This window comes from Paenibacillus glufosinatiresistens, assembly GCF_031470375.1.
In the GTDB taxonomy this organism is placed as follows: Bacteria; Bacillota; Bacilli; order Paenibacillales; family Paenibacillaceae; genus Paenibacillus_AQ; species Paenibacillus_AQ glufosinatiresistens.
The window spans coordinates 62,466-87,955 of sequence record NZ_JAVFHT010000005.1; the positions used below are offsets into that span (position 1 = coordinate 62,466).

The 25,490-nt window shown below is 59.3% G+C and carries 18 protein-coding genes; 4 read left to right on the plus strand and 14 right to left on the minus strand.

The genetic code is table 11. The features are described 5' to 3' along the window. Nucleotides 1–222 precede the first annotated feature (222 nt). Together RBI05_RS08130 and RBI05_RS08135 are read left to right on the plus strand one after the other, a co-directional pair. Nucleotides 223–1,404, plus strand: coding sequence for a copper amine oxidase N-terminal domain-containing protein (locus RBI05_RS08130; protein ID WP_310550723.1), 1,182 nt, complete (start codon nt 223–225; stop codon nt 1,402–1,404). Nucleotides 1,405–1,492: 88 nt separating this feature from the next. Further along, a complete protein-coding gene (locus tag RBI05_RS08135; protein ID WP_310550724.1) occupies nt 1,493–2,677 on the plus strand; it encodes a copper amine oxidase N-terminal domain-containing protein in 1,185 nt (394 codons plus the stop codon). A gap of 74 nt (nt 2,678–2,751) precedes the next feature. Here RBI05_RS08135 and RBI05_RS08140 read toward each other — a convergent pair whose 3' ends face one another. The 6 genes from RBI05_RS08140 to ftsE form a co-directional block, all read right to left on the minus strand. Then, nucleotides 2,752–3,942, minus strand: coding sequence for a cation:proton antiporter (locus RBI05_RS08140; protein ID WP_310550725.1), 1,191 nt, complete (start codon nt 3,940–3,942; stop codon nt 2,752–2,754). Nucleotides 3,943–4,108: 166 nt separating this feature from the next. After that, entirely contained in the window at nt 4,109–5,407 is a 1,299-nt protein-coding gene (locus tag RBI05_RS08145; RefSeq protein WP_310550726.1) for a PDZ domain-containing protein, read from the minus strand. A gap of 76 nt (nt 5,408–5,483) precedes the next feature. Beyond that, the gene (locus RBI05_RS08150) at nt 5,484–6,944 is read right to left on the minus strand and encodes a S41 family peptidase (protein ID WP_310550727.1); all 1,461 of its coding nucleotides are present in this window, start codon (nt 6,942–6,944) and stop codon (nt 5,484–5,486) included. 198 nt (nt 6,945–7,142) lie between these two features. Next, nucleotides 7,143–8,474 carry a murein hydrolase activator EnvC family protein gene (locus RBI05_RS08155; protein ID WP_310550728.1) on the minus strand — a complete coding sequence of 444 codons (1,332 nt, stop codon included), beginning with the start codon at nt 8,472–8,474 and terminating at the stop codon, nt 7,143–7,145. A 43-nt stretch (nt 8,475–8,517) separates the two neighbouring features. After that, nucleotides 8,518–9,432 (minus strand): permease-like cell division protein FtsX, encoded by a 915-nt coding sequence (gene ftsX, locus RBI05_RS08160; RefSeq protein WP_150459440.1) that lies wholly within the window; start codon nt 9,430–9,432, stop codon nt 8,518–8,520. Further along, on the minus strand, nt 9,422–10,108 hold the full coding sequence (gene ftsE / locus RBI05_RS08165; protein ID WP_150459441.1) for a cell division ATP-binding protein FtsE: 687 nt from the start codon (nt 10,106–10,108) through the stop codon (nt 9,422–9,424). The genes ftsX and ftsE overlap by 11 nt, the downstream gene beginning before the upstream one ends. A gap of 268 nt (nt 10,109–10,376) precedes the next feature. On the opposite strand from ftsE, the gene RBI05_RS08170 reads away from it, so the two are divergent. Then, nucleotides 10,377–11,834, plus strand: a complete 1,458-nt coding sequence (locus RBI05_RS08170) for a VanW family protein (RefSeq protein WP_310550729.1) — start codon at nt 10,377–10,379, stop codon at nt 11,832–11,834. Between the two features lie 136 nt (nt 11,835–11,970). On the opposite strand, the gene RBI05_RS08175 is transcribed toward RBI05_RS08170, so the two are convergent. From RBI05_RS08175 to gspE, 8 genes are all read right to left on the minus strand, one after another. Beyond that, nucleotides 11,971–12,564, minus strand: a complete 594-nt coding sequence (locus RBI05_RS08175) for a DL-endopeptidase inhibitor IseA family protein (RefSeq protein WP_310550730.1) — start codon at nt 12,562–12,564, stop codon at nt 11,971–11,973. Between the two features lie 213 nt (nt 12,565–12,777). Then, nucleotides 12,778–13,461: a type II secretion system protein GspM gene (gspM, locus tag RBI05_RS08180; protein ID WP_310550731.1), complete on the minus strand. Its 684-nt coding sequence runs from the start codon at nt 13,459–13,461 to the stop codon at nt 12,778–12,780. Next, complete coding sequence (pilM, locus tag RBI05_RS08185) at nt 13,445–15,052, minus strand: pilus assembly protein PilM (RefSeq protein ID WP_310550732.1); 1,608 nt, start codon at nt 15,050–15,052, stop codon at nt 13,445–13,447. Before pilM ends, gspM begins: the two co-directional genes overlap by 17 nt. A gap of 16 nt (nt 15,053–15,068) precedes the next feature. Next, entirely contained in the window at nt 15,069–15,818 is a 750-nt protein-coding gene (locus tag RBI05_RS08190) for a prepilin peptidase (protein WP_310550733.1), read from the minus strand. A 127-nt stretch (nt 15,819–15,945) separates the two neighbouring features. Continuing rightward, complete coding sequence (locus RBI05_RS08195; protein ID WP_310550734.1) at nt 15,946–16,407, minus strand: type II secretion system protein; 462 nt, start codon at nt 16,405–16,407, stop codon at nt 15,946–15,948. Nucleotides 16,408–16,554: 147 nt separating this feature from the next. Then, on the minus strand, nt 16,555–17,763 hold the full coding sequence (locus RBI05_RS08200) for a type II secretion system F family protein (RefSeq protein WP_150459447.1): 1,209 nt from the start codon (nt 17,761–17,763) through the stop codon (nt 16,555–16,557). Next, a complete protein-coding gene (locus RBI05_RS08205) occupies nt 17,750–18,805 on the minus strand; it encodes a type IV pilus twitching motility protein PilT (protein WP_223879944.1) in 1,056 nt (351 codons plus the stop codon). Before RBI05_RS08205 ends, RBI05_RS08200 begins: the two co-directional genes overlap by 14 nt. A 21-nt stretch (nt 18,806–18,826) precedes the next feature. Continuing rightward, complete coding sequence (gspE, locus tag RBI05_RS08210; RefSeq protein WP_310550735.1) at nt 18,827–20,494, minus strand: type II secretion system ATPase GspE; 1,668 nt, start codon at nt 20,492–20,494, stop codon at nt 18,827–18,829. Nucleotides 20,495–20,896: 402 nt separating this feature from the next. Between gspE and RBI05_RS08215 the strand changes: the two genes are divergently transcribed. Further along, complete coding sequence (locus RBI05_RS08215; protein ID WP_310550736.1) at nt 20,897–25,456, plus strand: DUF5057 domain-containing protein; 4,560 nt, start codon at nt 20,897–20,899, stop codon at nt 25,454–25,456. The last annotated feature ends 34 nt before the right edge of the window (nt 25,457–25,490 follow it).

The window sequence follows — 25,490 nt, forward strand, 5'->3', positions numbered from 1 at the left end:
TTCCCGTGCTTTCCAGTGTAGGGCCTGGAGCAGAGAGAAGGAACCGACCAGCGAACGGTTTTGCGGCTCGGTCTTAAGGCGGAGGCCGGCGCCAAATCAGGAAAAATTGTGAAGCGTCCCACGATTTTGTCCCGCTGTCAATATCCTGCCTGGACCTGCCGGGTGCGTCTCCGGCGTCCTATAATTTTCAACAGGTATGACCACTTAAAGGAGTGTTAAACGATGAAGAAACTTCAACTGGCGCTGGCCGCCCTGCTGCTGTCCGGAGCTTGCACCCTTCCCGCCTCTCCCGCTTCAGCCTCATCCAAGCCGATTACCGTTCAGATCGATCAGAAGGCGCTCTCTTTCGGAGACTTGGCCCCGGTTCAGCAAGAAGGAACGGTCCTGGTCCCGATGCGCGCGCTGTTCCAGAAATACGGGGCCCAGGCTTCGCTTGACGCCAAGACCGGCGTCATTACCGGCGCCAAGAACGGACTGCGCATCCAGCTTCAGCTCGGCAGCAAGCGGGCCACAATCAACGGACAAGCTGTTCAGCTCTCCCTTGCCCCGCAGAAGATTAACGGAACCGTCTATGTGCCGCTCCGCCTGATCGGAGAAGCGTTCGGCTGCTCGGTTGCCTGGAATGCCAAGAGCAGTATGGTGTCGATTACAAGCCCCGCCGATCCTTCCGGCATCAAGACGCTGCTCAGCCAATACGTCGAATATTCCAATACGGAGAACCTGGAGGGCTTCATGAGCCTGTTCACCTCCGATTCTCCTCTGAACGTACCAGCGGTACGGAGCCAGATTCAGGCAGCAATGGCGGCTTCCGACATGAAGACAGCCGTGGAACAAGCCTCCATCCTGAAGCTTCAGGGCAATGACGCCATTGTGCAGACGGTGGAGAGCACCTCTCACATCAGCGGACCCTACGAACCGGACCAGCGTTCCTCCAATACCTATCATCTGATCTACGCCAAGGACAACTGGCGGATCCGCGATGTAACCATCAACGGCGTTCAGTACCTGCTCTCCGACGCACAGCGCAATGTTCAATTGACCGTTCCCGCCGAGGATGCAGAAGCGGTTCAGACTGTTCTGAAGAACTATTATGATTATGCCGCTAAGAAACAGGCAGACGCGCTGTTCGGTCTGTTCGAGAAGGAGCCCCAGGCTTCGGAGCAGGCCGGCTATACCCAGGCTTTTCAGAACTATGATCTCGCCTATACCGTGGAGAACAGCCGCATCATCGCTTACTCCGGCAAAGAATGCGCACTGCTCTTCAACGTCGCCATCCGGAAAGTCAAGGGTGCGGATTATAAGGACAACCGGAATGAAATCGTCTTCCGCATGGTGAAGAATGCCGACGGGCAGTGGAAGATCGGCGGAACGTTCGTTATCGGCTCGACCCCGCTCAACCCCTGAGAAGGCGGTGCACAGGCCCTTGCCGTTTCGGAATGATGCAGGATGGTGAATATTTCCTGAAAGTCATTCTTTGACAAGGAGAGCTGTGATGATGAAAAAAACCCAAGCTGCGCTCGCCGCGCTGCTGCTGTCGGGAGCCATTGCGCTGCCCGCCGGAGCCGCGCCCGCTGCGCCCATTCTGATCCAGGTGGACGGCCAGTTGTTGGAGCTGGCCGGACGAAATCCGGTAGAGTCGAACGGAACCGTATTTGTACCGCTTCGTCCTGTTCTGCAGAAGCTCGGCATTCAGGTCACCTACGACCTGGCTACCGGAGCAATCCGCGGCAGCAAAGGCACCCAGACCTTCAAGCTCCAGATCGGCAGTACCCAGGGAACCGTGAACGGCCAGGTCCGGGAACTGGCCGCTGCTCCCCGATCCATCAAGGGAGCCGTCTATGTCCCCGCCTCTTTCATCAGTGAAACCTGGGGCGGCCGGGTAGAATGGGATGCCGAAGACCGAGCGGTTCTGATCACCTCGGCGGATACGGCGAAGGCGGAACCGGAGATGAAGGCGTTCTTCGAGAAGTACGCCGGCGCGGTGAACCGGTATGACTTTGACGCCATTCTCTCCCTGTTCGTTCCCGGCTCCGATCTCGCCCGGTCGCTGACCGAGAAGCGGGAACAAGTGACCGCGAACGGACAGCAGCTGAAGCTGGAACAGGCTCACATTGTCCGTGCGGAGGCCAATGAAATTATCGTCCATACGATTGAGTACACGCATATTACCAGCGGGCCGTTCAAGCCGGACAGCCGGTCGGAGAATACGTACCGGATTGTCCGGCAGGGAGATCAGGGCTGGGCAATTGCCAATGCCCAGATTACCGGTATCCAGTACCTGGTCTCCGATGAACAGCTTCAAGCTTCCGTGACCGTCCCCGAAGCTGACCAGAAGGCCATCGCTCAGCAGTTGAAGGCTAATTTCGATGCGGCCAACGCGGAAGATCTGACCGCTTTCCTGGCGACCGTGGACGCAAGCAGCGCCGACCTGGAGCAGATGAAGCAGAAGTACAGCGACCTGTTCCGGACGTATGATCTTACGTACAGCCTGGAAACGGCCAAAATCATCTCCTACGACGGAACCAACGCGGCCGTCTATGCGATTCAGACCGCCAAGAAGCGGAAGGGTCCGGCCTTCGAGGACAACCGGGCCGCGACGGTAACGACCGTCAAGAAGAATGCAGCCGGCGAATGGAAGCTGCTCCAGACCTATGTGCTGGACGCCGAGAAGCTGTAACCGGCATAACGAACACAAGGGTACCCGGCCAGCCGCTCAAGCGGTGCCGGGTACCCTTGTGGTATTTATAAACCTTATACTCGGTCTGCCGCAGCCTCTCCTCCATGCTCCGGCTCTTTGTCGTGCTCGCCTTGGCGGCGGAACATGGCCTTGAGCATCGGCGGCGTCACCAGCGTCGTCACAATCACGGCGATAATGACCGAGGTGAAGTAATCTTTGGGCAGCAGACCGCTGCTCAGACCCGAGGCGGCGATAATAAGCGCTACCTCTCCGCGCGAGATCATCCCCGAACCGATGGCCAAGGAAGAACGCCATTTGAATCCGGTCAGCCGGGCGCCCAGACCGCCGCCGATCAGCTTCGTCAGAATTGCAATAACCGACAGCGCGATTACAAAGCCGATCTGGTCCAGCACCCCGTCAAAGGTAACATTCAACCCGATGCTGACGAAGAAGACCGGAACAAAGATGCCGTAAGCCAGCGGCGACAGCTTGCGGTCCACCTTCTTGCGAAGCGGCGTCTGCGCCACGGCGATGCCCGCCGCAAATGCGCCGATAATGCCGGCCATGCCGGTCCACTCGGCAAACCAGGCATAGGCCAGGCAGACGATCAGCGCTGCCGACAGCGCCGCCTCGGCCACCTTCAGCGGCGCGATCCATTTCATGACGCGCGGAACGACGAAGAACGCAGCGGCGATGGCAACGGTGAAGAACAGCAGTTTTTTGCCGATCAATACGCCGATGGATACGCTCTCCCCCATTCCGAAGAAGCTCGTCAGCAGACCAAGCAGAATGACGACCAGAATATCGTCGACGACGGCGGCTCCAAGGATAGTCGAGCCTTCCCGGGAATTCAGCCGGTTCATGTCCTTCAGCACCTGAACCGAGATGCTGACCGAGGTGGCGCTCAGAATTGTACCGAGGAACAGCGACTCATGCCCATCCAGCCCGAATGCTTCCCCGAGGGCCGTTCCGCCGAAGAAAGGCAGCGCGATGCCCAGCACCGCTACGGCAAAGGCCGATTTCCAGTTGCGGCGCAGCTGCTCCAGGTCGGTCTCCAGGCCTGCAATGAACATCAGAAGAAGGACACCGATTTCAGACAGTTCATGAATAAATTCGCCGCTCTCGATCCAGCCCAGCGCAGCCGGGCCGAGCACAATGCCCACAATCAATTCGCCGAGCACGGCCGGCTGTCCGAGGCGTACGGAGACATGTCCGGCAATTTTGGTGAAGAAGATAATCAGCAGTAAGGTCAGAATCATTTCCATGTCGGCATACGCTCCTTCGATTCTAGTATGGCTTCAATTGTCCGAAAAAAGACAAAGAGGAGCCCTTGGTGACAGGCTCCTCCGATAACACTGAATTATTCGGTTTGCATTATACTCTCTTCATTATACCCGAATGAGGCCCCGCTGCCAAGTTAGCGGGCCGCGCCTACGCTTCGGCCGATCCGTGCTCCTGGGCGGCAGGCTCCGCTTCCGTCCGGCCGCGGCGGCGCGCCCCGGTCCGGAGCGCAACGACGGCCGGCAGGCTGGGCGCCTTCTCCGGCACCGTTACGTCCTCGTCGGGAAGCGGCGCGAGGATGACGCCAAGCTGGTGATGGTCGCCGTCATAGATCGGCCGCTGCAGGTATTTGCTCTCCCCGGCGGCATTCAGCACCTCCAGCTTGCAGTACGCCGGGTTAAGGCGCAGCGCTTCGTGCAGCTGCGCCCGTCCGGTCACGGGCATTCCGTTGACCCGGACCAGGATCTCTCCCGGCTGGACGCCCAGCTCGTCGGCCGGGCTTGCCGGCAGCACGGCCATAATCTTCAGGCCGTGCGGCGGGTCCACGAAGAAGGGGCTGGACCGGCGCTCCTCGCGGGCGCCGAGCCAGACCAGCCCTTCGTGCAGCAGCAGCGCGGCCAGCGCCGCCGGCAGCGTGAGCGGGCTCCACCAGGCCGCGCCCAGGCCCAGAACCACCAGGGCGGCGGCGTACAGCAGCAGCCGCCCGAAGACGCGGGCCGCCTTGACGCGCGGCAGCCGTCCCGTCGTCCAGTCGCTGTAGCCGATGACGACGGGAAGGGAGACCAGCCCCAGGCCGCCGCCCAGCAGCGTCGGCCAGGGCAGTTCCCCGGCGGCGGAGCCCGCCGGGATCAGCAGGAACAGCGGCACCGGCCAGAAGGCATCCAGCCGGTAGCCGCCGACCGTGCGGCCCCGCTTGCCTTCCAGGTAGAGCGGGGTCGCAAGGCTTGGACCCTGCAGGCGGGCCAGCAGCGCCTCCGCCAGGTGCAGCAGTCCGGCGAGTACGACGAGCGCCGGAATATCCAGGTCCCGGACGGCTTGCAGCAGCTCGCCGCCCCATCCGGGGAGCCGCGCATCCGGGAAGAAGGAGAGTACGAACTGGAGCACGCCGAGCGTTCCGGCCGCATAAGCGAAGCAGAACGCCCGGACCCGGAGCAGCAGCAGCAGCAGGCTGACGATCCAGATGGCGGCGACGCCCGCAGGGGAGAGCGATATGCCGAGCGCTGCGCCGGCTGCCGAGACCCCGAGGCCCGCCAGCAGACCGGACCAGAGAGAACGCCACAGCTCCGCGCCGGGGCTGTGCAGCTTCACATGAATCAGCCGCCGCTCCGCCGCGGTCTGCCGCAAGTAATAGAGAAACATAAACAAGACCGCCATATAGTAAAAGGGCTGGATCAGCAAGTCCAGCGCAGCATAGCCCCATTCCGCCAGCAAGGTATTCCATTCGTTCAAACCGATCATCAGCTCCTTGTTCCATCAGAGTCGGACTATCGTGCAAAAAAAAGAAGAAGGCTGAAAGTCAGCCTTCTTAGGATTTCGACGCCTGCGCCGCAATTTCCTTCCGGATCTCCGCGATTCCCCGGTTGCGCTGGTTGTCGTTCACCGGATTCTGGATCGCCTTGATCAGCGCCGCTTCCAGCGACTGCGCGGTCTTGGCGTCGATCTCTCCGGTTGCCGCAAGCTTAACCGATGCCTGGAACTTCTTGACCGCCGCCTTCGTTCCGGCGTCGAAGTAGCCGTCCTGGCGGCCAGGCTTGAAGCCGAGGCCCTGAAGCATAATCTGCGCATTCTTGACGTCTTCGCTGTTGCTGTTGTATTGCAGCGTCTTTGTCTTGTCGATCGGCGCCGCCGAGAAATAGGCCGGCTGAGCCACCGCGATGTCGGGAAGAATGCCTTTCCCGTGAATCCAGCTTCCGTTCGGGGTCAGCCATTTGGCGATGGTGATCTTCAGCAGACTGCCGTCCCCCAGCTGCTTCTCGAAGCTGGTCTGAACCGTGCCCTTGCCGAAGGAATTCTCGCCGATCAGCTTGGCCCCTGCCGACTGCTGGAGCGCTCCGGCCAGGATCTCCGAGGCGCTGGCGCTTCCCTTGTTAATCAGCACCGCAACCGGGTACGGTTTGCCCGATCCGTTTGATTTGGTCACGTCCCGCTTCTTCTCTTTATCCTCTACCTGAACGACCGTCTTGCCCTTGGGAACGAACTGCTCGGCAATATCAATGACGACTGGCAGCACGCCGCCGGGGTCGTTCCGGACATCGATGACCAGGCCCTTCATGCCCTGGCTCTCCAGCTTCTTCAGTTCTTCCTTGAAGCGCTCCGCCGTGTTCATGGAGAACTGGGTGATTTCGATGACGCCGATGCGGTCATCCTCCATCTTGGCGTACACTGTCTCCAGCTTCACATCGTCCCGGACGATATCGAACGTCAGCGCCTGGCCGGAGCCTGTACGCTGGACCGCAAGCTTCGCGACGCTGCCCTTCGGGCCCCGGATCTTCGCGACGGCATCGTTCAAATCCATCCCGGTCAGCGATTCGCCATTCACCGAGAGGATAATGTCCTTGGCCTTCAGCCCCGCTTTGTCTGCGGGCGAGCCTTTGATCGGGGAGACGATGGTAATCTTCCCGTTCTCGGAAGACACCTCGGCGCCAATCCCTGTGAAGGAGCCTTCGATGCTCTCTTCGAACTTCTCGGCGGTCTCCTTGGCCATGTAGTTGGAATACGGATCGCCCAGCGCCTCCATCATTCCGTTAACGGCGCCGTCGATCAGCTTCTCCCGGTCTACCCCGGCGTAATAGTAATCCTCGATCAGACTGATCGCCGTTCCCAGCTTCTTCGATTCCTTGGAATCCAGTCCGCCGTCTGTAACCGCGGCCGCCGCGGATTGACCCGCTGCCTGTTCCGGGAACAGGCTTCCGGTCGCCGCCAGCGTCAGCAGACTGCCGAACAGCAGAGCAAATATCACCATAATGGCTGCCGTGCTCTTCTTCATGCGGTTTCACCGACCCTTCTTGTCCATTGTCGGGCATGTCCAGACACAGCCGCCGCGGCCAGCGCGGACGGTTGTGCCTTCCAGTATATGCCGTTCGGGCGTTTTTATTCAAAAAAGCGGCACCGCCTGTCGACAGGCGGCGCCGCGCTGCGCGGCTGGCCGGGAGAAAGCGGCGCATGCGCCTCCCGGGTCCGGTGCTTACAAATAGTCCGACGGATCGACGGTCTTCCCGTCGATTCGCACTTCAAAGTGCAGATGGGGACCGGTGGATTGTCCGGTCGATCCGGATTCGGCGATCTTCTGGCCCCGCTCGACATGGTCGCCGTTCTTGACCTTGATGCCGCCGTCGCGGATATGGCCGTAGAGCGTCCACATGCCGCCGCCGTGGTCGATGATGACGCAATTGCCGTAACCGCTCCACCACTCGGCTACAATGACGGTTCCCGATTCGGCGGCATGGATCGCCGTCCCCTGCCCGACCGCAAAGTCGATGCCGGTATGCAGCTTCCGCGCGCCCGTAATCGGATGAATCCGGTAGCCGTAGTTCGAGGAGATCGGCGCCGAGCCTACCGGCAGCAGCAGCGGGCCGCTGCCGAAGGCATAACTTCCTGAAGAGCTCTCGGTCTCGTTGGCTGAGACCGCAACGGACGACGATCTGGCTGCCGCTGCTGCGGCAGCTGCGGCAGCCGCCTTTCTTGCCGCTTCCGCCTTCCGCGCAGCCGCCGCCTTGGCTTCTGCGGCCCGCCGGGCGGCTTCTTCCGCCTTGATCTTGTCCTTCTTCTGCTCCAGAGCGGCCCGGGTGGACGCCAATTCGACGAGCTTCGCATTCTGCTCTTCGCTGATATCCTCCGCGTCCGCAATCTGCCGGTCATACATCTCGATCAGTTCCTGCTTCTCCGCTTCCTTCTCCTTCAGCTCGCTGCGGCGGGTCTCCAGGTCCGTATAGAGCTGCTTCGCCATGGCGTACTGGCCCTCCAGCTCCTGCTTCTTGGCAACCACCGTCTCCTTGTCGCGCTTGTCCTGCGCCAGAAGGTCCTGATCCTGGTCAACAATCGACATCAGCGAATCCGCCCGGTCCAGGAAATCGGAGAAGCTTGTCGAAGAGAGCAGCACATCCAGATACGAGACCGTTCCATCGGTATACATCAGACGGACCCGGGATTCCAGCAGCTTCTCCCGGGAAGCAATCCGCTTCTCGGCGGCATCCAGATCGGCGGCTGTCGCCTGCAGCGATTCCTCGGTATCGTCGATCCGGGCCGAAATTTCATTCATTTCGCCTTTTACACCCGCGATCTGGTCGAGAACCGTCTGAAGATTCAGCGTAGTCTTGTTCTTGTAGTGCTGGGCTTCCTGCCCTTTCGCCGCAGCTTTCTCCTGGGCGACCTTGGCGCTCTTGACCTCTTCCTGCAGCTTCTTCAACTGCTGGTCGATTTCCTGAACCGTCGTTTTCTTGGCATATCCGTCAGAGGGCTGGAATATGACGGCAGACAGCAGCAACGCGGCTAACCCGGCGGCAACAATCTTTTTCAAATCTCGCTCCCCATCCTTTATCTTCCGAATCGAATTGTATGCTTCACACCTTCAGGAACTTGCGGATCGACACGGTGCTTCCCCAGACGCCGATCAGGACGCCGAGTCCAATCATGAGACCGCTCAGCAGCAGCCAGATATCAGAGAACGGAATCAGGCTGGAGCCGATCAGCGGATCGCTCTTGACCGTCTCCGACAACCCGGTGTAACCGATGTAGAGAACAAGCACTGTAATGACCGACCCCAATACTCCGATCAGCGCTCCCTCGACAAAAAACGGCCAGCGGATGAATGAGTTCGTCGCTCCCACCAGCTTCATAATCCCAATCTCCCGGCGGCGGGCCAGAATCGTAACCCGGATGGTGTTGGAGATCAGGAACATCGACATCACGCCGAGCCCCGCTACAAAAACAAAGCCGACATTTCGGATCGTCCGCGTCACCTTGAACAGCGTCTCGATCGTCCCTTTGCCGTATTTCACTTTATATATCGGCTTCTCCGGGTGAATTGTGTTGAGTTTTTCGATTTTGGCGGCTACTTCCCCGACGGTTGTCGATTTAACCACCTCGACGAGCAGCGCCTCGTTCAGCGGGTTGTTCGCTTCGTCGAAGCTTCCGAGTACCGTCTCGGCGTCGGGCCCCAGGTCCTCGCGCAGCTCCTTCATCCCCTGCTCCTTCGAGATGAACTCCACTTTGCTGACTTCCGGCATGGCTCCAATCTCGGCCTGCAGCGTCTGCCGCAGCTTCTCGTCGACGTTCAGCTCCAGATGCACCTTGATCTGCACCGCGCTGTCGGCCTTGTCCGCCAGCTCGTTGACGTTGAGCACCAGCAGAATGAACACGCCGAGCACGAGCAGGGAGACAACGATGGACGTGATCGAGGCCAGGGACATCCAGCCGTTGCGGAATACGTTCTTGAAGCCTTCCCGCATGTGGCGCAAGAAGGTCCTAAAATTCATAGCCGTATTCCCCTCTCAACTGGTCTCTGACTATCTGTCCGTGCTCGATGGCCAGCACCCGCTTGCGCATCTTGTTGACAATGTCGCGGTTATGCGTCGCCATAACAATCGTGGTGCCGCGGAAATTGATCTCGTCGAGCAGCTGCATAATTCCCCATGACGTCTCGGGGTCCAGGTTGCCGGTAGGCTCGTCCGCTACAATAACGGACGGATTGTTGACGATCGCCCGGGCAATGGCAATGCGCTGCTGCTCTCCGCCGGAGAGCTGGGACGGCTGGCGGTTGGCCTTCGAACGCAGTCCCACCAACTCCAGAACCTCGTTCACCCGTTTCTTGATTTGCTTCTTCGGCGCTTCGATAACCTCCATGGCAAAAGCCACATTCTCGAAGGCCGTCAGCTTCGGCAGCAGCCGGTAATCCTGGAACACGACGCCGATGTTCCGGCGGACGTACGGGATTTTACGGAGTTTCAGCTTGCCGATATTGAACCCGCCCACGGAGATCTGCCCCTTGGTCGGCGTCTCTTCCCGGTAAATCAGCTTCATGAACGTCGATTTGCCCGCACCCGAAGGGCCGACCACATAGACGAACTCATTGCGGTCGATCTTGACCGATACCCCCTGAAGCGCGTGGGTACCGTTCGGATAGGTCTTCCATACATCCTGCATCTCGATCACTGTATCACTTCCCGATTATGTCTTATCCCGTAGAATTATTGCGAATGAAGGCAGGGCAAGATTGCCACAACATATCCATTGTAACAAATCCCCTATCGGTTGAGTACCCGAAAGTTTGGGCGAAGACCGGCATATACATGGGTATAGCCCGGCCATCCGCCGCCTCGGCCAGCTGAAAGCACCGTTTCGCCCGGACGCTGGATGATTCCCCCAGAAAGACCTTCAATGCCCATTCTGTTTCATTAGTGAGCTGTAAAGGAGCCCCGATATGAGAAAATGGCACGGCGCTCTGGTCGCCGGCACCGGTCTTGCGCTGCTGCTGTCCCTGCTATACGGAGGCGCTGTTCTATATACAGGCCAGCGCACCGTCCCTTCGCATGTCCGGCTTGCCGGCCTGGAGCTCGGCGGGCGGACTCTGCCCGAAGCCCGGGCGGAGCTGGAGCGGACGATGGCCCGGATGGAACGGCTGTCCCTGTCGCTGCGGGACGACCAGGGCGAAGCCGCCCGCCTGACCCTGGCGGAAGCCGGCGTCGTGTACCGCGCAGACACCCTGCTGCATGCGCTAGACTCGCTCGGAGAGGGCGGCCTGTGGGAACGTGTCCGTACCCGGTGGACCTTCCCCCGAACCTGGCGGCTTGAAGCCGAATGGAACTCCGGGAAGCTGCGCGGCCTTTTGAATGCACAGTGGCAGCACAGCCGCTACGGCGAGGCGGTCAATGCGGTCCGGACGATAACCCCGGACGACCGGATCACGTACGCGCCGGGACGCTCTTCGCGCCAGATCGACTGGACCGCGCTGGAGAGCCGGCTGCTGGCCTCCCTGCCCCGGGAGCCGGGGATCGACGCCCCCGCCGGACCCGAAGCTCAGCCGGGAGGGCCGGAGGATGCCGTTCCCCGGGTCCTGGACCTGCCTCTGGCGGAGCTGCCTCCGGCCGTCACCGAGGCGAGCCTTAGGGCCCAGGGCGTCTCCCGCCTGATTGTGTCGATGAGCACGCCGCTCGGAGCCAGCGGACCGGGAAGAGTATACAACGTGGAATCGGCCGCCCGGGCGGTGAACGATACGCTCATCCCCCCTGCCGGAATCTTCGATTACGGACTTGCCATCGACAAGGCTGCCCGCACGACCGGCTTTCGCCAGGCCCCCGTTATCGTCAACGGCCGGCTGACGCCCGGGGTCGGCGGAGGCATCTGCCAGGTGTCCAGCACCTTGTACGGAGCGGCGCTGCGGCTGGGTCTGGACATCGTGGAACGACGCAATCACTCGCTGCCGGTGAGCTATCTCCCCAAAGGCCAGGATGCGACCTTCGCGCAGGGCTCGATCAACTTCCGGTTCCGCAACACAACCGGACACTATCTGCTCATCCGGTCCGAGGTGCGGGGCCGGACGCTGACCGTCAAAATGTACGGCACCTTTCCAAGAGGCATTGTCTATGAGGTTCGCTCCTCCACCGTGGACATTCTGGCGCCGGGCGAACGGCGGGTCATCGACGCTTCCGTCGCCCGCGGCGCTTCCCGGACACTCGTCCGGGGCAAGGCCGGCTATGTCGTCGAGACGTACCTGATCCGCCGGGAGGACGGACAGGTCACCGGCAAAACGCTCGTCTCGCGGGACACCTACTGGCCGCAGCAGCGCGTGGTTGCCGTCGCTCCGGGGAGCGCGGCCGCTCCCTCGCCTTCGTCCGCGCCGCAGCGGAGGCTGGTCGAGGATGGCGTAAGCGGGGAGTAGACGCCGGGGAGCCGCGGCCTCTTTTGTCACCGAGAACGGCAAAAAGGCCGGAGCCGCAAGCGTCTCCGACCTGATGCGAGAGATAAGGCACATTCGGCCCATTCCGATGATTACCGGCCGCCCGGTTGAACCGGGCCTAGAACAAGGTGTCCGGCGACATGTCGATCCGCCAGTAGCCGCTTACCTTTTTCAGCTTCACGATCAAGGTCTCCGGGTTCTGCGTATTGTTCGGGTACGGGACCTTCAATTCAAACGCGGCCTTTGTCGTATCCTTGGACAGCATGGTCGCCTGGGCCTTGTGGAACTCCAGCAGGTTGCCGATGTCGGCATTGACCTGGGCCATGCGGCCCTGGTTCTCCAGGAACTGAGTCTGCACGTAGAACGCTGCTGCGTTGTGCGTGTAGGCTTTTTTGACGTAATGAAGCAGCTGCTGACGGGTTCCGAGATCCCGGGAGAGATAGCGGAATTCCTGGCCGTTGTGCGTGAAGGTCTCGAGCTGGGCCAGGCTTCCGCCCCGGTTCGTGTAGAAATAAATCTCCCGCGCGTACAGCACCAGCGGAATCAGCGTACTGGAGGTCAGGTTGTTGACCATCGCCGGGTTCGCCTTGGCCGCCGCCGTGGCCGCCGCCTTCTGCGTTGCGGCCGCCGGCGCGGCCAGCGCCCCGCTTCCCGCCGCCGTCAAGCCTACCACTGCCGTCAGCGCGCCGATCCACCATTTCACTCTGTTCATGTCCATTCCTCCTTGGAATGATTGGAATTATGTAGCGGAGCAGGACTCCGTACCCATGAATACCCGTTTCGGCCAGGATCGAAAACGCCATCATCCCGGTCTGTCCGGAAAATTCGGGGCGGCCTTCGGCAGTTCCGTCAACCTGCCCAAAAAGGGGCCCGTCCCAAAGGACGGCCCCCTGCTGCTATATCCGGATATGATCATTCGGCAGTATTAGCTTCCTGTCGTTCCTTGAGCTTCCGCCTGCGCGGTGTCGGTCGTCCCGCCGCGGTCTGCCTGCGGCAGCGACTGTGCCGGTCCCGTCGGCTCGTCGCTCTCCTCAAAGTACGCCGAGAACGTCACATTGGCTGTAAGAATGCCCGATTCCGCCGCCGATGTCCCGTTCGCCGTGTTCTTCTGAAAAGACAGCGAATCCACATTGACAATCCGATCCATCGTGTACAGCTCATACAGCCACCGGCTGACGCTCAAGTAATTCCCCTCGACCACGGCGGTCATCGTCAGCTGCTTGACGGTCGGGTACTCGGGCACCGACGTTCCCTTCATGACCTGGATCGGGTTCTGCTCGCTCACCGCGAATCCGATATCCTTCAGCCGGGCGCCGGTATGAAGCTCAATCTGCCGCAGCTGCAGGATCAGCGTCTCCGCATTGTCGCCCTTGGGCAGCTGGGCCAGCAGTTCCGCCTTCTCCGAATCGGCTGAGCCGTCGGCCTTGCGCTCATCCATCTTCTTCTCCATCAGACTGTTCTGCTGGTTAAGCAGCGCCAGCTCCTCCTGCTGCTGGTCGATCTTCTCCGAGAGCGGACGGGCCCCCAGCAGATAGAAGGCCAGCAGCGCCAGGAACAGCACCAGAATGCCCAGCACAATCGGAGAACGGTACTTATTGATCTGTTCCACTGTCGGTTCCTCCCTCCTGACTGCCAGTGTCCGTTGCGTCTCCTGCTCCGCGCTTGTCCAGGTTGACTTTATACACCGCCGTATACATGCGGCTCGCCGAAGCCGGCGAACCCGGCTCCGCGTTCGGATCGCCCTGGGACAGCTTGGTGATCGAGGCATCGACCGTGAACGACATTTCACGCAGGGCCGCCAGGTAGCGGGCCGAGTCTTCCATCGACGGCACCAGCACCGTCAGATCCAGAGAAGTCAGGTAGGTGTAGTCCATCGTTCGCAGCACGCTGCCCGCCGGAAGACCGTCGGTCAGTTCATTCAGCACGTTCACGATATTCATTTTGTACTTCATGATCTCGCCGATGGCAGCCTTGCGGTTCAACTGTCCCGCCGTACCGTTCATCTTCGCCATCTCGGCCTGGAGCATGATTCCGCGGTCCTCCGCGCCCTGAATCATCTCCTTGCCCTCATCGACCTTGCCCCGGTCCGTCAGGAACAGCAGGGATACGCCGATGGCTCCGAGCACCCACAGGAGGGCGAGACTGCCTGCCACATAGGGAAAAACCCTTGCTTCCCGGTCTTCCCGGGGCAGCAGATTGATCGGAAGCACGCCGTGGGCGCGCAGCGCCGCTCCCAATGCAACCCGGTAATCGTTCAGCTCGGGGTCGGGTTCACCTGTGCTCGTATGGTAGACCCCCGTCATGGCGACTTCCATCTCCGCCTGGGTCTGGCGCAGCTCCTCGACGAGCTGCCCCCGTACAAACGGCGAACCGGCTACCAGCACCTGCCGAATCCGCGTATTTCCGTCATGGAGACTGTATTGGTAAAAGTTCAGCATCCGCGAGATTTCGGCGGTGATCTCTACCATCTGCTCCGGCGACAAATGCTCCGGAGCCGGTTCAGCCGCCGCTGCGGCTTCCTCCATGCCCGGCATCAGATCGGCCGCACCTGCGAACGGACGGTTCAGATCCGCCAGGTTAATCGAACGCATGAACAGCGGATTGCCGTCTTTGAACATGAAGACATCCAGCACGTGGTCTTCCAGATTGACCAGCATGGTCTCGCCAAAGCTCTCACCCAGAGCCACCGACAAGCTCCGGGCCAGCGCCGTGGCCGTGAATTCCACGCTCGCGACCCGGAGTCCGGCCTGTTCCAGCACATCCACATAGCTCTGAATCGGTCTTCGCGGCGCCGCGAAGACCAGCAGCTTGCTGCTGTCCTCTTCCACTTCGGTCGTAATATAGTCATAGACCGGATTCTCAAAAGGCAGGTGAAGGCCTGTCTCCACCTCCAGCTTGACGAGCTGCTCCACCTGGCGTTCATTGCCGCTGGGGATCGTCATTTTGCGGATAACAATCTGCGATGGCGGGATCGTCAGGGCCACCCGGCTGCCGCGCAGGCCGTCGCGCTTGACCCATTCCTTGACCAAGGCCAGCAGGCCGGCTTCGTCCGCCACCTGGTTATCCACGATCAGGCCGGGCGGAAGCGGCAGATACCGGCGTTTGCGGACCTCCCATGATTTAGTGTTCTTGAGGCTGATGTAGCGGATGCCCGTCTGCCCAATCGTCAGACCGCCCGCAGGTGTGTGTAATCCCAGCATGTAGTTCGATATCCTCCTAACGAATGAGCGAGAGATACCCGCCGATAATCTGCGGGCCGTAGGCATAGGCGATCAGGGCGGAGACTGCCAGAAAAGGCCCGAACGGAACCTGCTGCTTCCGTCCGATCTTCCCGGCCAGCCGCAGGCTGCCCATAATCAGGGTGCCGAGCAGACAGGCCAGCAGAAAGGCCAGCAGTGTCCCTTGCCAGCCCAGCGCAAGGCCCAGAAGCGCGAACAGCTTCAGGTCGCCCATCCCCATTCCGCCGAACCAGACGAGCGGGAAAAGAATCGCGGCTCCGGCCAGCAGGCCCAGCCCGTGCGACCACAGCGGCTCCTGCGGGAACAGCACGGTCAGCAGACCGAGCAGCGGCAGGAAGAACAGCAGCACCTTGTTGGGGATGAGCATGTATTTCAGATCCGCCACCGTTACAAGGACCGCCAGACTGGACAGCGCAAGCGCCGTCAGCGTGCTCCCGGTCAGGCCGAAGGTCAGGAAGGACCAGAGGAAGAGCAGTCCGGTCGCCAGTTCGCCCAATGGATACAGGACGGACACCTTGGCCCCGCAGTGGCGGCAGCGTCCGCCCGACGCCAGCCAGCTGAACACCGGCACCAAATCCCGGGCCGTCAGCCGTCTCCCGCAAGCCGTACAGTGCGAAGGAGGATGAGTCAGCGACTCTCCCGCCGGCACCCGCAGCGCGACCACATTATAGAACGAGCCCAGCACAAGTCCGAGCAGCGCAAGGTAAATGGCGATTGCAATCGTCATAGCTTGAATTCCTATCTGTATGGGATGAACAATCCTTGGGGTTTAGTCTATATATCGGATGATACCGGTTTTTCGGTAAGATTAAAAAAGGAACCGGAATGATCCGATTCCCTTGGCTTACAAAATGTTATTTTTTAGCGCTCAGTACCTGTTTAGCACTATACTTAATAGCCGAACCTGTCGCAGGAGTAAAAGTTATAGCATCTGCACCAGTCGTTGTCTTATTATCGAGCTGACCTTGAGAATTAAAATGAATAATTGCTTCTGTAATTTCTACTTTTGAGCTTGGTAAAGTAAGCGGCTTATCCAAGTACCCTTTGCTCTGCAGATCAGTCAATTTTATATCCCCTGCACTTTTAAAATCCCCGCCTTTTTCGCCTGTGACATAAAGTCTAGCTGCATCATATACTTGCCGGGCTGTAGCAACGTCTGCATTATCTTTTGTATTGCTAATGACGTTCCCAATCAACGGAATCGCAATGACCGCGATAATCCCCAGGATTACGATAACCGCGAGCAGTTCGATCAGCGTAAAACCTTTCTGCCCCTCTTCCTTGCTCAATCTCTTGCGAATCGCTTCTTTCAACATTTGATTTCCTCCTAAATGATGTGTAGTACAAAGCAAAAGCCTGACTCCCGGAAATTTCCGACACCCTCTATCATTGCATGTCCGGCGGCGAACCTTGCTTCTCCCCGCCTTCCCGGCGTCACCCCTTTCAAGGCTGTTGACTATTTATCAAGACATATTGCTGTACAAACTGAACATCGGCAGCATAATCGCCGCTACGATAATTCCGACCACCCCTGCGAGAAAAGCAATCAGCAGCGGCTCCAACAGCGACTTCAGCCGGTCTACGGTGTTCTCGACATCCATCTCGTAGAAATCCGCGACCTTGCTCAGCATCGTATCGAGCGCTCCGGTCTCCTCGCCGATGGCAATCATCTGCGTAACCAGCGGCGGGAAGACCCACGCTCTCTTAAGCGGCTCCGACAGCGGCTTGCCCTGCCGGAGCGAATCGCCGGCGCTGCGGATGTACTTCCCAATCACTTTGTTCCCGGCAATCTCCTCGACAATTGCCAGCGATTGCAGAATCGGCACGGAACTGGCATAAAGTGAAGCGAACGTGCGGGTGAACTGGGCGATGGAGCCCTTCTGGTTCAGCTTGCCGAAGACCGGAATCTTCAGCTTGGCGTAATCCAGCGCGTAGGCTCCCTTCTCGGTGCGCTTAGCCACCTGGTAGGCTGCGACCAGCAGGACAACCGCCAGCAGCCACAGGTACCACTGGCCCTGAATGCTTTTGCTCATGACCAGCACCATCTTGGTAATGGCCGGCAGCTCGGCGTTCATGGACTCGAACATGGAGACGAACTGCGGAACGATAGCCCAGAGCAGGTAGATGACAGCGGCCACGGCCATCACACCGACCGTAATCGGATACGTCAGCGCGGACTTGATCTTCTCCGTCGTCGAATGCTGCTTCTCGAAGAAGACGGCGAGCCGGTCCAGCGTACCTTCCAGATCCCCCGACTCTTCGCCGGCGCGGATCATATTGACGAACAGCGGAGGGAAGATCTTCTTGTGGTCCTGAATCGCCTGGGAAAAAGCGACCCCGCGCAGCAGGCTGGACCCGACGTCCGCCAGCGCTTTGCCGAGCGGCTTGCTCTCCGTCTGCTCCGCCAGAATGCGGGTGGCGTCAACGATGGACACCCCGGCCCGCATCAGCGTGGCGAACTGCCGGCAGTAGATGATGAAGTGAATCGACTTCACCGGGTTCCCGATATAGATGTCCATCTGAAGCAGCGACGTCTTCCGCTCGTTCAGCGAGAATACCGTCAGATTGCGCTTGCGCAGCTCCTCCATTGCTGTCGCCTTGTCCAGCGCGGTAAGCGAGCCCTTGATCGCCTTCCCGGCGATCGTCTTGACCTGATACTCATACAGAGGCATCGCTTCTCACCTCCGTCAGATAGGCTCTGGCCGCCGCCGGATGAATCAGATTCCGGGCCAGTGACTCCCGGATGCTCATCTCCAGCGTGTGCATGCCGAGCGCCCGTCCGGTCTGCATGATGTTCTTCACCTGATGCGTCTTCTCCGAGCGGATCAGATTCGCTACGGCCGGCGTGTTGATCAATACCTCCGTCGCGCACATCCGCCCCTTGCCTTCCGCTCGGGGGAACAGCCGCTGCGAGACCACCGCGAGCAGAACCGAAGCAAGCTGAAGACGAATCTGATTCTGTTGGTGGCCCGGAAAAGCATCGACAATCCGGTCGATCGTCCCCGGCGCATCCGAGGTATGCAGCGTTGCCAGCACCAGGTGCCCCGTCTCGGCAGCCGTTACCGCCGCCGAGATCGTCTCCAGGTCGCGCATCTCGCCGACCAGAATGACGTCCGGGTCCTGCCGCAGCGCGGCGCGCAGACCCTGCGCGAAGCTGGCCGTGTCGCTTCCGATCTCCCGCTGATCGACCAGACAGGTGCCATGGGCGTGCAGAAATTCAATCGGATCCTCCAGCGTTACAATGTGCTTGCGCTCCCGGCGGTTGATATCGTTCAGCATGGCCGCCAGCGTCGATGATTTGCCGCTGCCGGTCGGCCCGGTAACCAGCACCAGCCCTTGCGGCTTAGCTGCCAGTTCAGCCAGCACGGCCGGCATTCCGAGCGATTCCAGCGTTGGAATCACGGCCGGAATGCTGCGGGCCGCAATGCTGATGCCGCCGCGCTGCCGGTATACGTTCACGCGAAAGCGCACACCGCCCGAAATCGGATAAGAGAAATCGCATTCCCCCGCCTCGCGAAAAGCCGCTTCCCGCTCCGCTCCGAGCAGATCAAGCGCCATTTCCTCGGCCTCGCCGGGACCGACCGGTCCGCCGTCCACCTGCTGAAGCCTGCCGTCGATCCGCAGGACCGGCGGAGAACCGACCGAAATATGGAGGTCGGAGGCCCCGGATGAATAAGCCATATGAAGAAGTTCTATAATCCGTCGTGCATTCAACCGACAGTCACTCTCCTCTCCCTATCCATGCGAGACCGTCTCGCGCAGCACTTCCTGCAGCGTGGTCATACCCTGGGTTACCTTCAGCAGGCCGTCTTCCATCAGCGGCACCAATCCATTTCCCGAAGCCGCTGCCCGCAGTTCTTCGACCGAGGCGGAATCGGTGACCAATTGGCGAATCCGGTCATTCACGACCAGCACCTCATGGATCGCGATCCGGCCGCGGTACCCGGTCGAGTTGCAGCTGCCGCAGCCCCGGCCCCGGTACAGCTTGTCCACCCGGTGTCCGTGCTTCTCCAGCAGGATCAGCTCCTGCGGAGACGGCGTGTATTCTTCCTTGCAGTCCGCGCAGACTTTGCGCACCAGCCGCTGGGCGACGACGCCGATCAGCGATGAGGCGATCAGATAAGGCTCCACGCCCATGTCCCGCAGACGGGAGATAGAGCTGACCGCATCATTCGTATGCAGGGTGGACAGCACCAGATGGCCGGTCAGCGAAGCCCGGACGGCAATTTCGGCCGTCTCGGTATCGCGGATTTCCCCGACCATGACGATGTTGGGGTCCTGCCGGAGAATGGAGCGCAGACCGGCTGCAAAAGTCAGCCCGATCGCGGGATTCACATGGACCTGATTGATGCCTTCCAGCTGATACTCGACCGGGTCTTCAACCGTGATAATGTTCACGCTCTCCTGGTTGAGCTGATTGAGCGCCGAGTACAGGGTGGTTGTCTTGCCGCTCCCTGTCGGACCGGTAATCAGCATAATGCCGTAGGGGCGGCCGATCATGTCTCTAAAAGCTTCGATATTCGCTTCGCTGAAGCCGAGCGTATCGACCGATTTGACGCCGGTGTTCAGGTCGAGCAGCCGGAGGACAATCTTCTCCCCGTGCATGGTCGGCAGGGAAGATACGCGGATATCGACCATCTTGTAGTCGAACTGCATCTTGATCCGTCCGTCCTGGGGAAGCCGCCGCTCGGCGATATTCAGCTTGGCCATAATCTTCAGACGCGCTGTGATGAAGCCCTGCATCTGCTTCGGAATCAGACGTTCGGTCCGAAGCGTTCCGTCGATGCGGTAGCGGATCGCCAGATTGTTCTCACCCGGATCGACATGGATGTCGGAAGCCCGGAGCTGGACGGCCTGCTGAATCATCTGGTTCACCAGCCGTACGATCGGCGAGTCCTCGTCGGTTATCTCCGTCTCTTCGATTTCTTCCTGGGTCGGCAGCTCCACGAGCATCTGGGTCATGGAGTCGCGCATGCCGTAATGACGGGCGATGGCGCGCTGCAGCTCATCCCGCGTGGAGATGGCCGGCTCGATCTTGAAGCCTGTGCTCATGCGCAGGTCTTCGATGGCGTAGTAGTCGAGCGGGTCCGCCATGGCCACCATCAGCTTGCTGCCTTCCTTCATGAAGGGCAGCACTTGGTAGCGCTTGGCCATACTCTCCGGAATGATCTGTGTGATGGCCGGGTCGATCTGATATTTGAACAAGCTTACATGGGGAATCCCGAGCTGAAACTCCAATACTTCGATCAGCTGCTGCTCGGTGATATAGCCCTGCGAAATCAGCAGATCTCCGAGCTTGCGCTTGGACTTGCGCTGTTCAACCAGCGCTTCCTCCAGCTGCTCCTGCGAGATGACCGCATTCTCGACCAGCAGGTCGCCGAGTCTTTTTTTTACAATAGCCAAGATCCACTCATCTCCATGCCGTGTGATGGTAGCAATTTCTTATGTTCTATATCGGATGGGACCCTTGTGAAATTTAGGATAAAAGCCCTCCGGGCCCTATTCATTTTCCAGCAGGAAAAACCGATAAATCAGCTTAGTTGTCCTTAATATAAGCGACCTGGGAAGCACAGCTTGCCAGGTGGAAGAACAACAAAAATAGGTATGGGTCTGAAGTTTCACATTTTAAGGACTATTAGCGCATAATTCTATTGTCTATCTAAGAATATTATCCTAGAATAATAGACAGTACAATCCATATTTTCACAGAATCGGTCCTATGCTTTTTGCCAGCCACTTATCAGCGGCTGTTTTTGTGCATCGTTATGCAGGCGATTTTCATTATTGAAAGGCGGGGAGATTCTCATGAAATGGTTCAAACGGAGGAAGCTGGTGGCGCTCGGCGGAGCGGCGCTGGCGATTCTGCTGGCGGTTCTGCTGACGCAGGGCCTGTCGATGTCCGTTGACGCGACGAACAGCTACACCATCCGCATCCTGGAGATTACGGATCCGAACAGCGCCAGCCTGACGAAAGACAAGACCGATTCGGCAAGCGAATTGGACGCGCTGAAGAAGCTGCCCAATGTCAAGGTCGATACGGTAACGATGAAGAAATTCGTATCGCTCCGCGAAGCATGGGACGGTAAATACGATGCCGTCTATATCGGCTTCGGCGATTTTACCAAGACAGCGGTGAACAGCAACGGAAGCATGAGCACTGACGGCCGGAACAAGGCCCACAACACAACGGCTGTCGAGAATGATATTACCGCGCTGAAAGCCAAGGAAATTACCGACTATTACATTAACAGAGGTCTGTATGTGTTCTTCCGGGGAGAGACTTTCGATGCCCAGAAAGCGGATGCCTCCAAGCAAGGGATCCTCTACAGAACGTTTGGTTCCTACTATCTGGGAACAGCCAACCGGCCCAATGTTGTATTCCTGAAGGAGGCCGATCTCGGTCCGCTCGCTTCCGGAATCAGCGACAGCTCATCGCCCTATCTGGCCGGCCTTACCCAGCGGCCGCGGATTGACATTGCGAACAAGTCCGAGATCAAGAGTTATCTGACTTCTCCCGATTTTGTCTATAATGCCGGCGATAAACTGAACTTCTCTATTAATCTGACCAATACGCCCAATTTAAGCAGCCGGCCGGTCCGCGTTCAATTGTATATGAACGTTGATTCTTCGCTCCCGCTGACTAGCGGCAGCGTAGTCGCCAGCGCCGTCATGAAATCCCAGACAGGGACCCTCTCCTACTCGCTTCCGGCTACCTATTCCGGACCCCTGTACTGGAGATTGGAAGCGACCGATACGACAACAGGCTTGAAGGACTATGACAGCGGCGTGATCCGCTTCCGCGGCCTCAAGCCGGTGGTCAGGGTGCTGCAGGTCATGCCGGCCGGTCTGACGGAGAGCAGCCTGCTCAACACGGGCAACATGAAGACTGCGTACCTCTCCAATGAGGACTACGAGTTGCAGATTACCGTCAAGGACATGAGCGCGTTCAACAGCTACATTGCTTCCCGTGTCAGTCCGGCCGATCCGACCTCCGGTCTCAACGGCACCTACGATATGGTGGTCTTCGGCTTCCGCGACATGTATGACCGCGTGAAGACCCCGATGATTTCCGAAGCGGCTGCGAAGGCAGTCAAGGCTTTTGCGGAACAGACCAAGCAGAGCATCATGCTGACGCACGATACGATCTTCAATGATCCGGCGCAGCCGACCAAGGAAAGCAACGGCGGCGTTAACTATTGGAGCTATTACTTCCATGATCTGGTCGGCCAGGATATGCCCCGCACCTATCTGGGAGGCAGCGCCGTTGCAACCTCCAAAACGGTCGTGCCGGTGAACGACGGTCTGCTGACGCAGTATCCGTTCAACCTCGCATCGGTCGAGCTGCCCTCGAACCAATCCCGCTATGCGGTTGCGCTGACGCATGACCAGTTCTTCCCGCTGAATCTGGAGAGAACGGACGTCATCCCGTGGTACAACATTTCCGGCAGCAGCCGGGATACCAACGACAGCCGGAACCATTTCTATACGTATTCGGTAGGCAATATCACCTTCTCGGGTACCGGCCATACCAGTTCCGGGTTCCCGGACTGGGAGCAGAAGCTGTTCGTCAATACGATGTACCGCGCGTTTGTCGGCGCCAACCATGCGCCGGAGATTACCGTGAACTCGCCCACCGACGGGAGTACGATGCCCTCCTATCTGGACAAGCTGCTCGTCGATTTCAGCGCCAAGGATTATGACCTGAACGACCGGGATCTGACGGCTTCCATCTCCGTCAACTATCTGGACCCGGCCACCAATAAGTTCGTTACCGCCTCAAGCGTCAAGAATGTGTCGTTTATCTCGGGACAGACGGTGAGCCGTTATTTCGAGAACCCGCTGCCTGTGGAGGACGGCACGCTGCAGATCGTCATTCAGGTCAAAGACAGCCACGGCGCCCTGGCGGCGCAGACGGTTACCGTCAAGGTCAAGGAAGCAACCGCCAGTCTGACCGCAACCCGCTCGCTGCCGGCCGATCTGGTCAACAATGAAGTGGAACGCGGCAAAGAAACCACGATCACCTATTCGATTATTCCGAAGCCGATCGCATTCTCCGATTCGGGCATTGCCGCGGCCAGCATCGGCGACAAGCAGCTGATCTCCAATGTGGTCTTCAAGGATTCAATCCCGGCCTATCTGAAGATCGTCGGCACGTCCACGGAGCTGAATCAGACCGGCAGTCCGGAAGCCGGATACTCGATCTCGAAGAAGCTCAGCGATATCCGCTACACGCTCACGTCCGAGAACGGCGTCAAGGTCTTCACTCCCGATCCGGGACAGGAAGTCCGCTTCACCGTTACCGTATCGCCGCAGAGAGCGGATGAAGGCTTCAATAACTACAAGCTTGGAGCAGCTTCGCTGTCGTTCGACGAGCTGCATGCCGCAACTGCGGCTTCCCCGCTTGGAGCGGCAGCCGATTATAATCTGCTTGCCGTCAGCGGCAGCATTGCAAGCAGCGGCAATCTCCAGTCCGAGGGGCGTATCGCCGCCCGCGGCGACATCGACTTCAGCAGCGGCGGCGGTTCCTTCAATACAGCCGGCGCACCCTCGCAGAACGGGGTCATTGCCGGAGAGAATTTGTACTACAACAACAATATTAGAATCAACGGCAACGCCGTGTATGGAGGCAGCTTCATCTCCAGCACAACGACGCCGAGCATTACCGGGAAGACCGTGAATGCCAGTCCGGTCGATTTCACGGCCCTGAAGGAGAATATGCTGAACCTGTCCGCACAGCTTGCGGGCCTTCCCGTCAACGGAAGAACCGAGTCGGCTTACGGCACGATCCGGCTGACCGGAATCGACGGCGCCAAGACGTATGTGTTCCAGGTCAGCGCGCAGGACTTGTCCTCCGCTACCAGTGTAGTTGTAGACGTTCCCTCGGGTTCAACGGTTGTGGTGAACATAGGCGGAGATCTGAGCGATGTGCGCATGGCTCTGGACACCCGGCTGACCGGCGTTGCGGCAGGACAGATTCTGTATAACTTCCCGTCGGCGGCTGCGCTCACTCTGCGCAATGAGCTCCGCGGAACCATTCTGGCCCCGCAGGCAGCGGTCAGCTTCGATAACGGCCAGATTCGCGGCCAGATCATTGCCGGCTCGGTCGCGGCGGTATCCAGCGCCCAGCTCTACAGCGTTCCGTTCACCGGTACAATTGATATGGGCACCCAGGCAACGCCCGGGTCGGTTCAGTTCACTCCGCAGGAGCTGACGCTGACAGCGGTAGTCAAGGTCACTTCCGTCTCGCTGAACGATACCACCATTCTGCTGAACGATTCGCCTCAGGATCTCGGCGAAATCATTCTGCCGCAGGATGCCACCAACAAGAACCTTCGTTGGACATCCGACAAGCCGGACGTCGTCTACGTCGATCCGATGACCGGCGATGTTACAGGCAGGAAGCTTGGCTCGGCTGTCATCACAGCCACCGCCACTGACCGCAGCAATCCGGCGACAGCTTCGGCCACGGTAACGGTTAAAGACCGCGCCCTGTCGATTACCGGCGGCGACGGCGTCTATAAGCCGAACGATTCTGTTGCTCTGACTGCTCTCTATGATTCCGTATTCGAGCGGAATATCCAATACACCTGGAAGGTGCTCGATCCAAGCGGCAAGGAAGTGAACGGTTATATCCGGACTGCTGCCGGGAACACCGCAACATTCAGCGCTCCTTCTTCCGGAATCTATACGGTTCAGGTCGTGGTAACAAGCGAGAAGAACCTGATCGGCCTGTCCGCCAGCAAGACCATTACCGTCGCCAATCCGCCGACCAAGCTGACGATCGAGGGCGCTTCTACCGTTCTGATGAACAACTCCTTGGCACTGAATGTCAAGGCAGAGCCGGCCGATGCCGATGCTCCGAGCCTGGAGTGGAGTCTGGTCGGGAAGGACGACAGCCGGTATGCGTCCGTACAGTCCAGCGGAGGCCTCCTCGGGACACTCACGGCAGGCCGTACACCGGGACGTACCGTACAGGTGGTCGTCAGAGATACACGCTCCCAGATAAGCAGCGCGCCGTTCCCGGTACGCATTACCGGGCTGACCGGCCTTCAGTTCAGCAGCGACAAAGTGGAACGCTTCGTCGGCGAGACCTGCACCCTGTCTTCTCTGCTCTGGACGCTGCCAAGCACGGTGCCGATTGAATCGGTAATGGACCAGTTAACCTGGACCAGCAACAATCCGGCGGTTGCCTCCTTCGCAAGCCCGGTTACAGCCGACAATCGCAGCATCATCACCGGCAACAAGAAAGGTACCGCGACGGTAACGGTAACGTACTCCGCACCAGGAATGGCCGATATCACCGCTACCCTTGAAGTCGTCATCAAGGCGCGTCCGGTACAGAGCAATACCGGGGACCGCTACTGATCCCTTCGTTCTTCAGCGTTTCCCTACAAGAAGA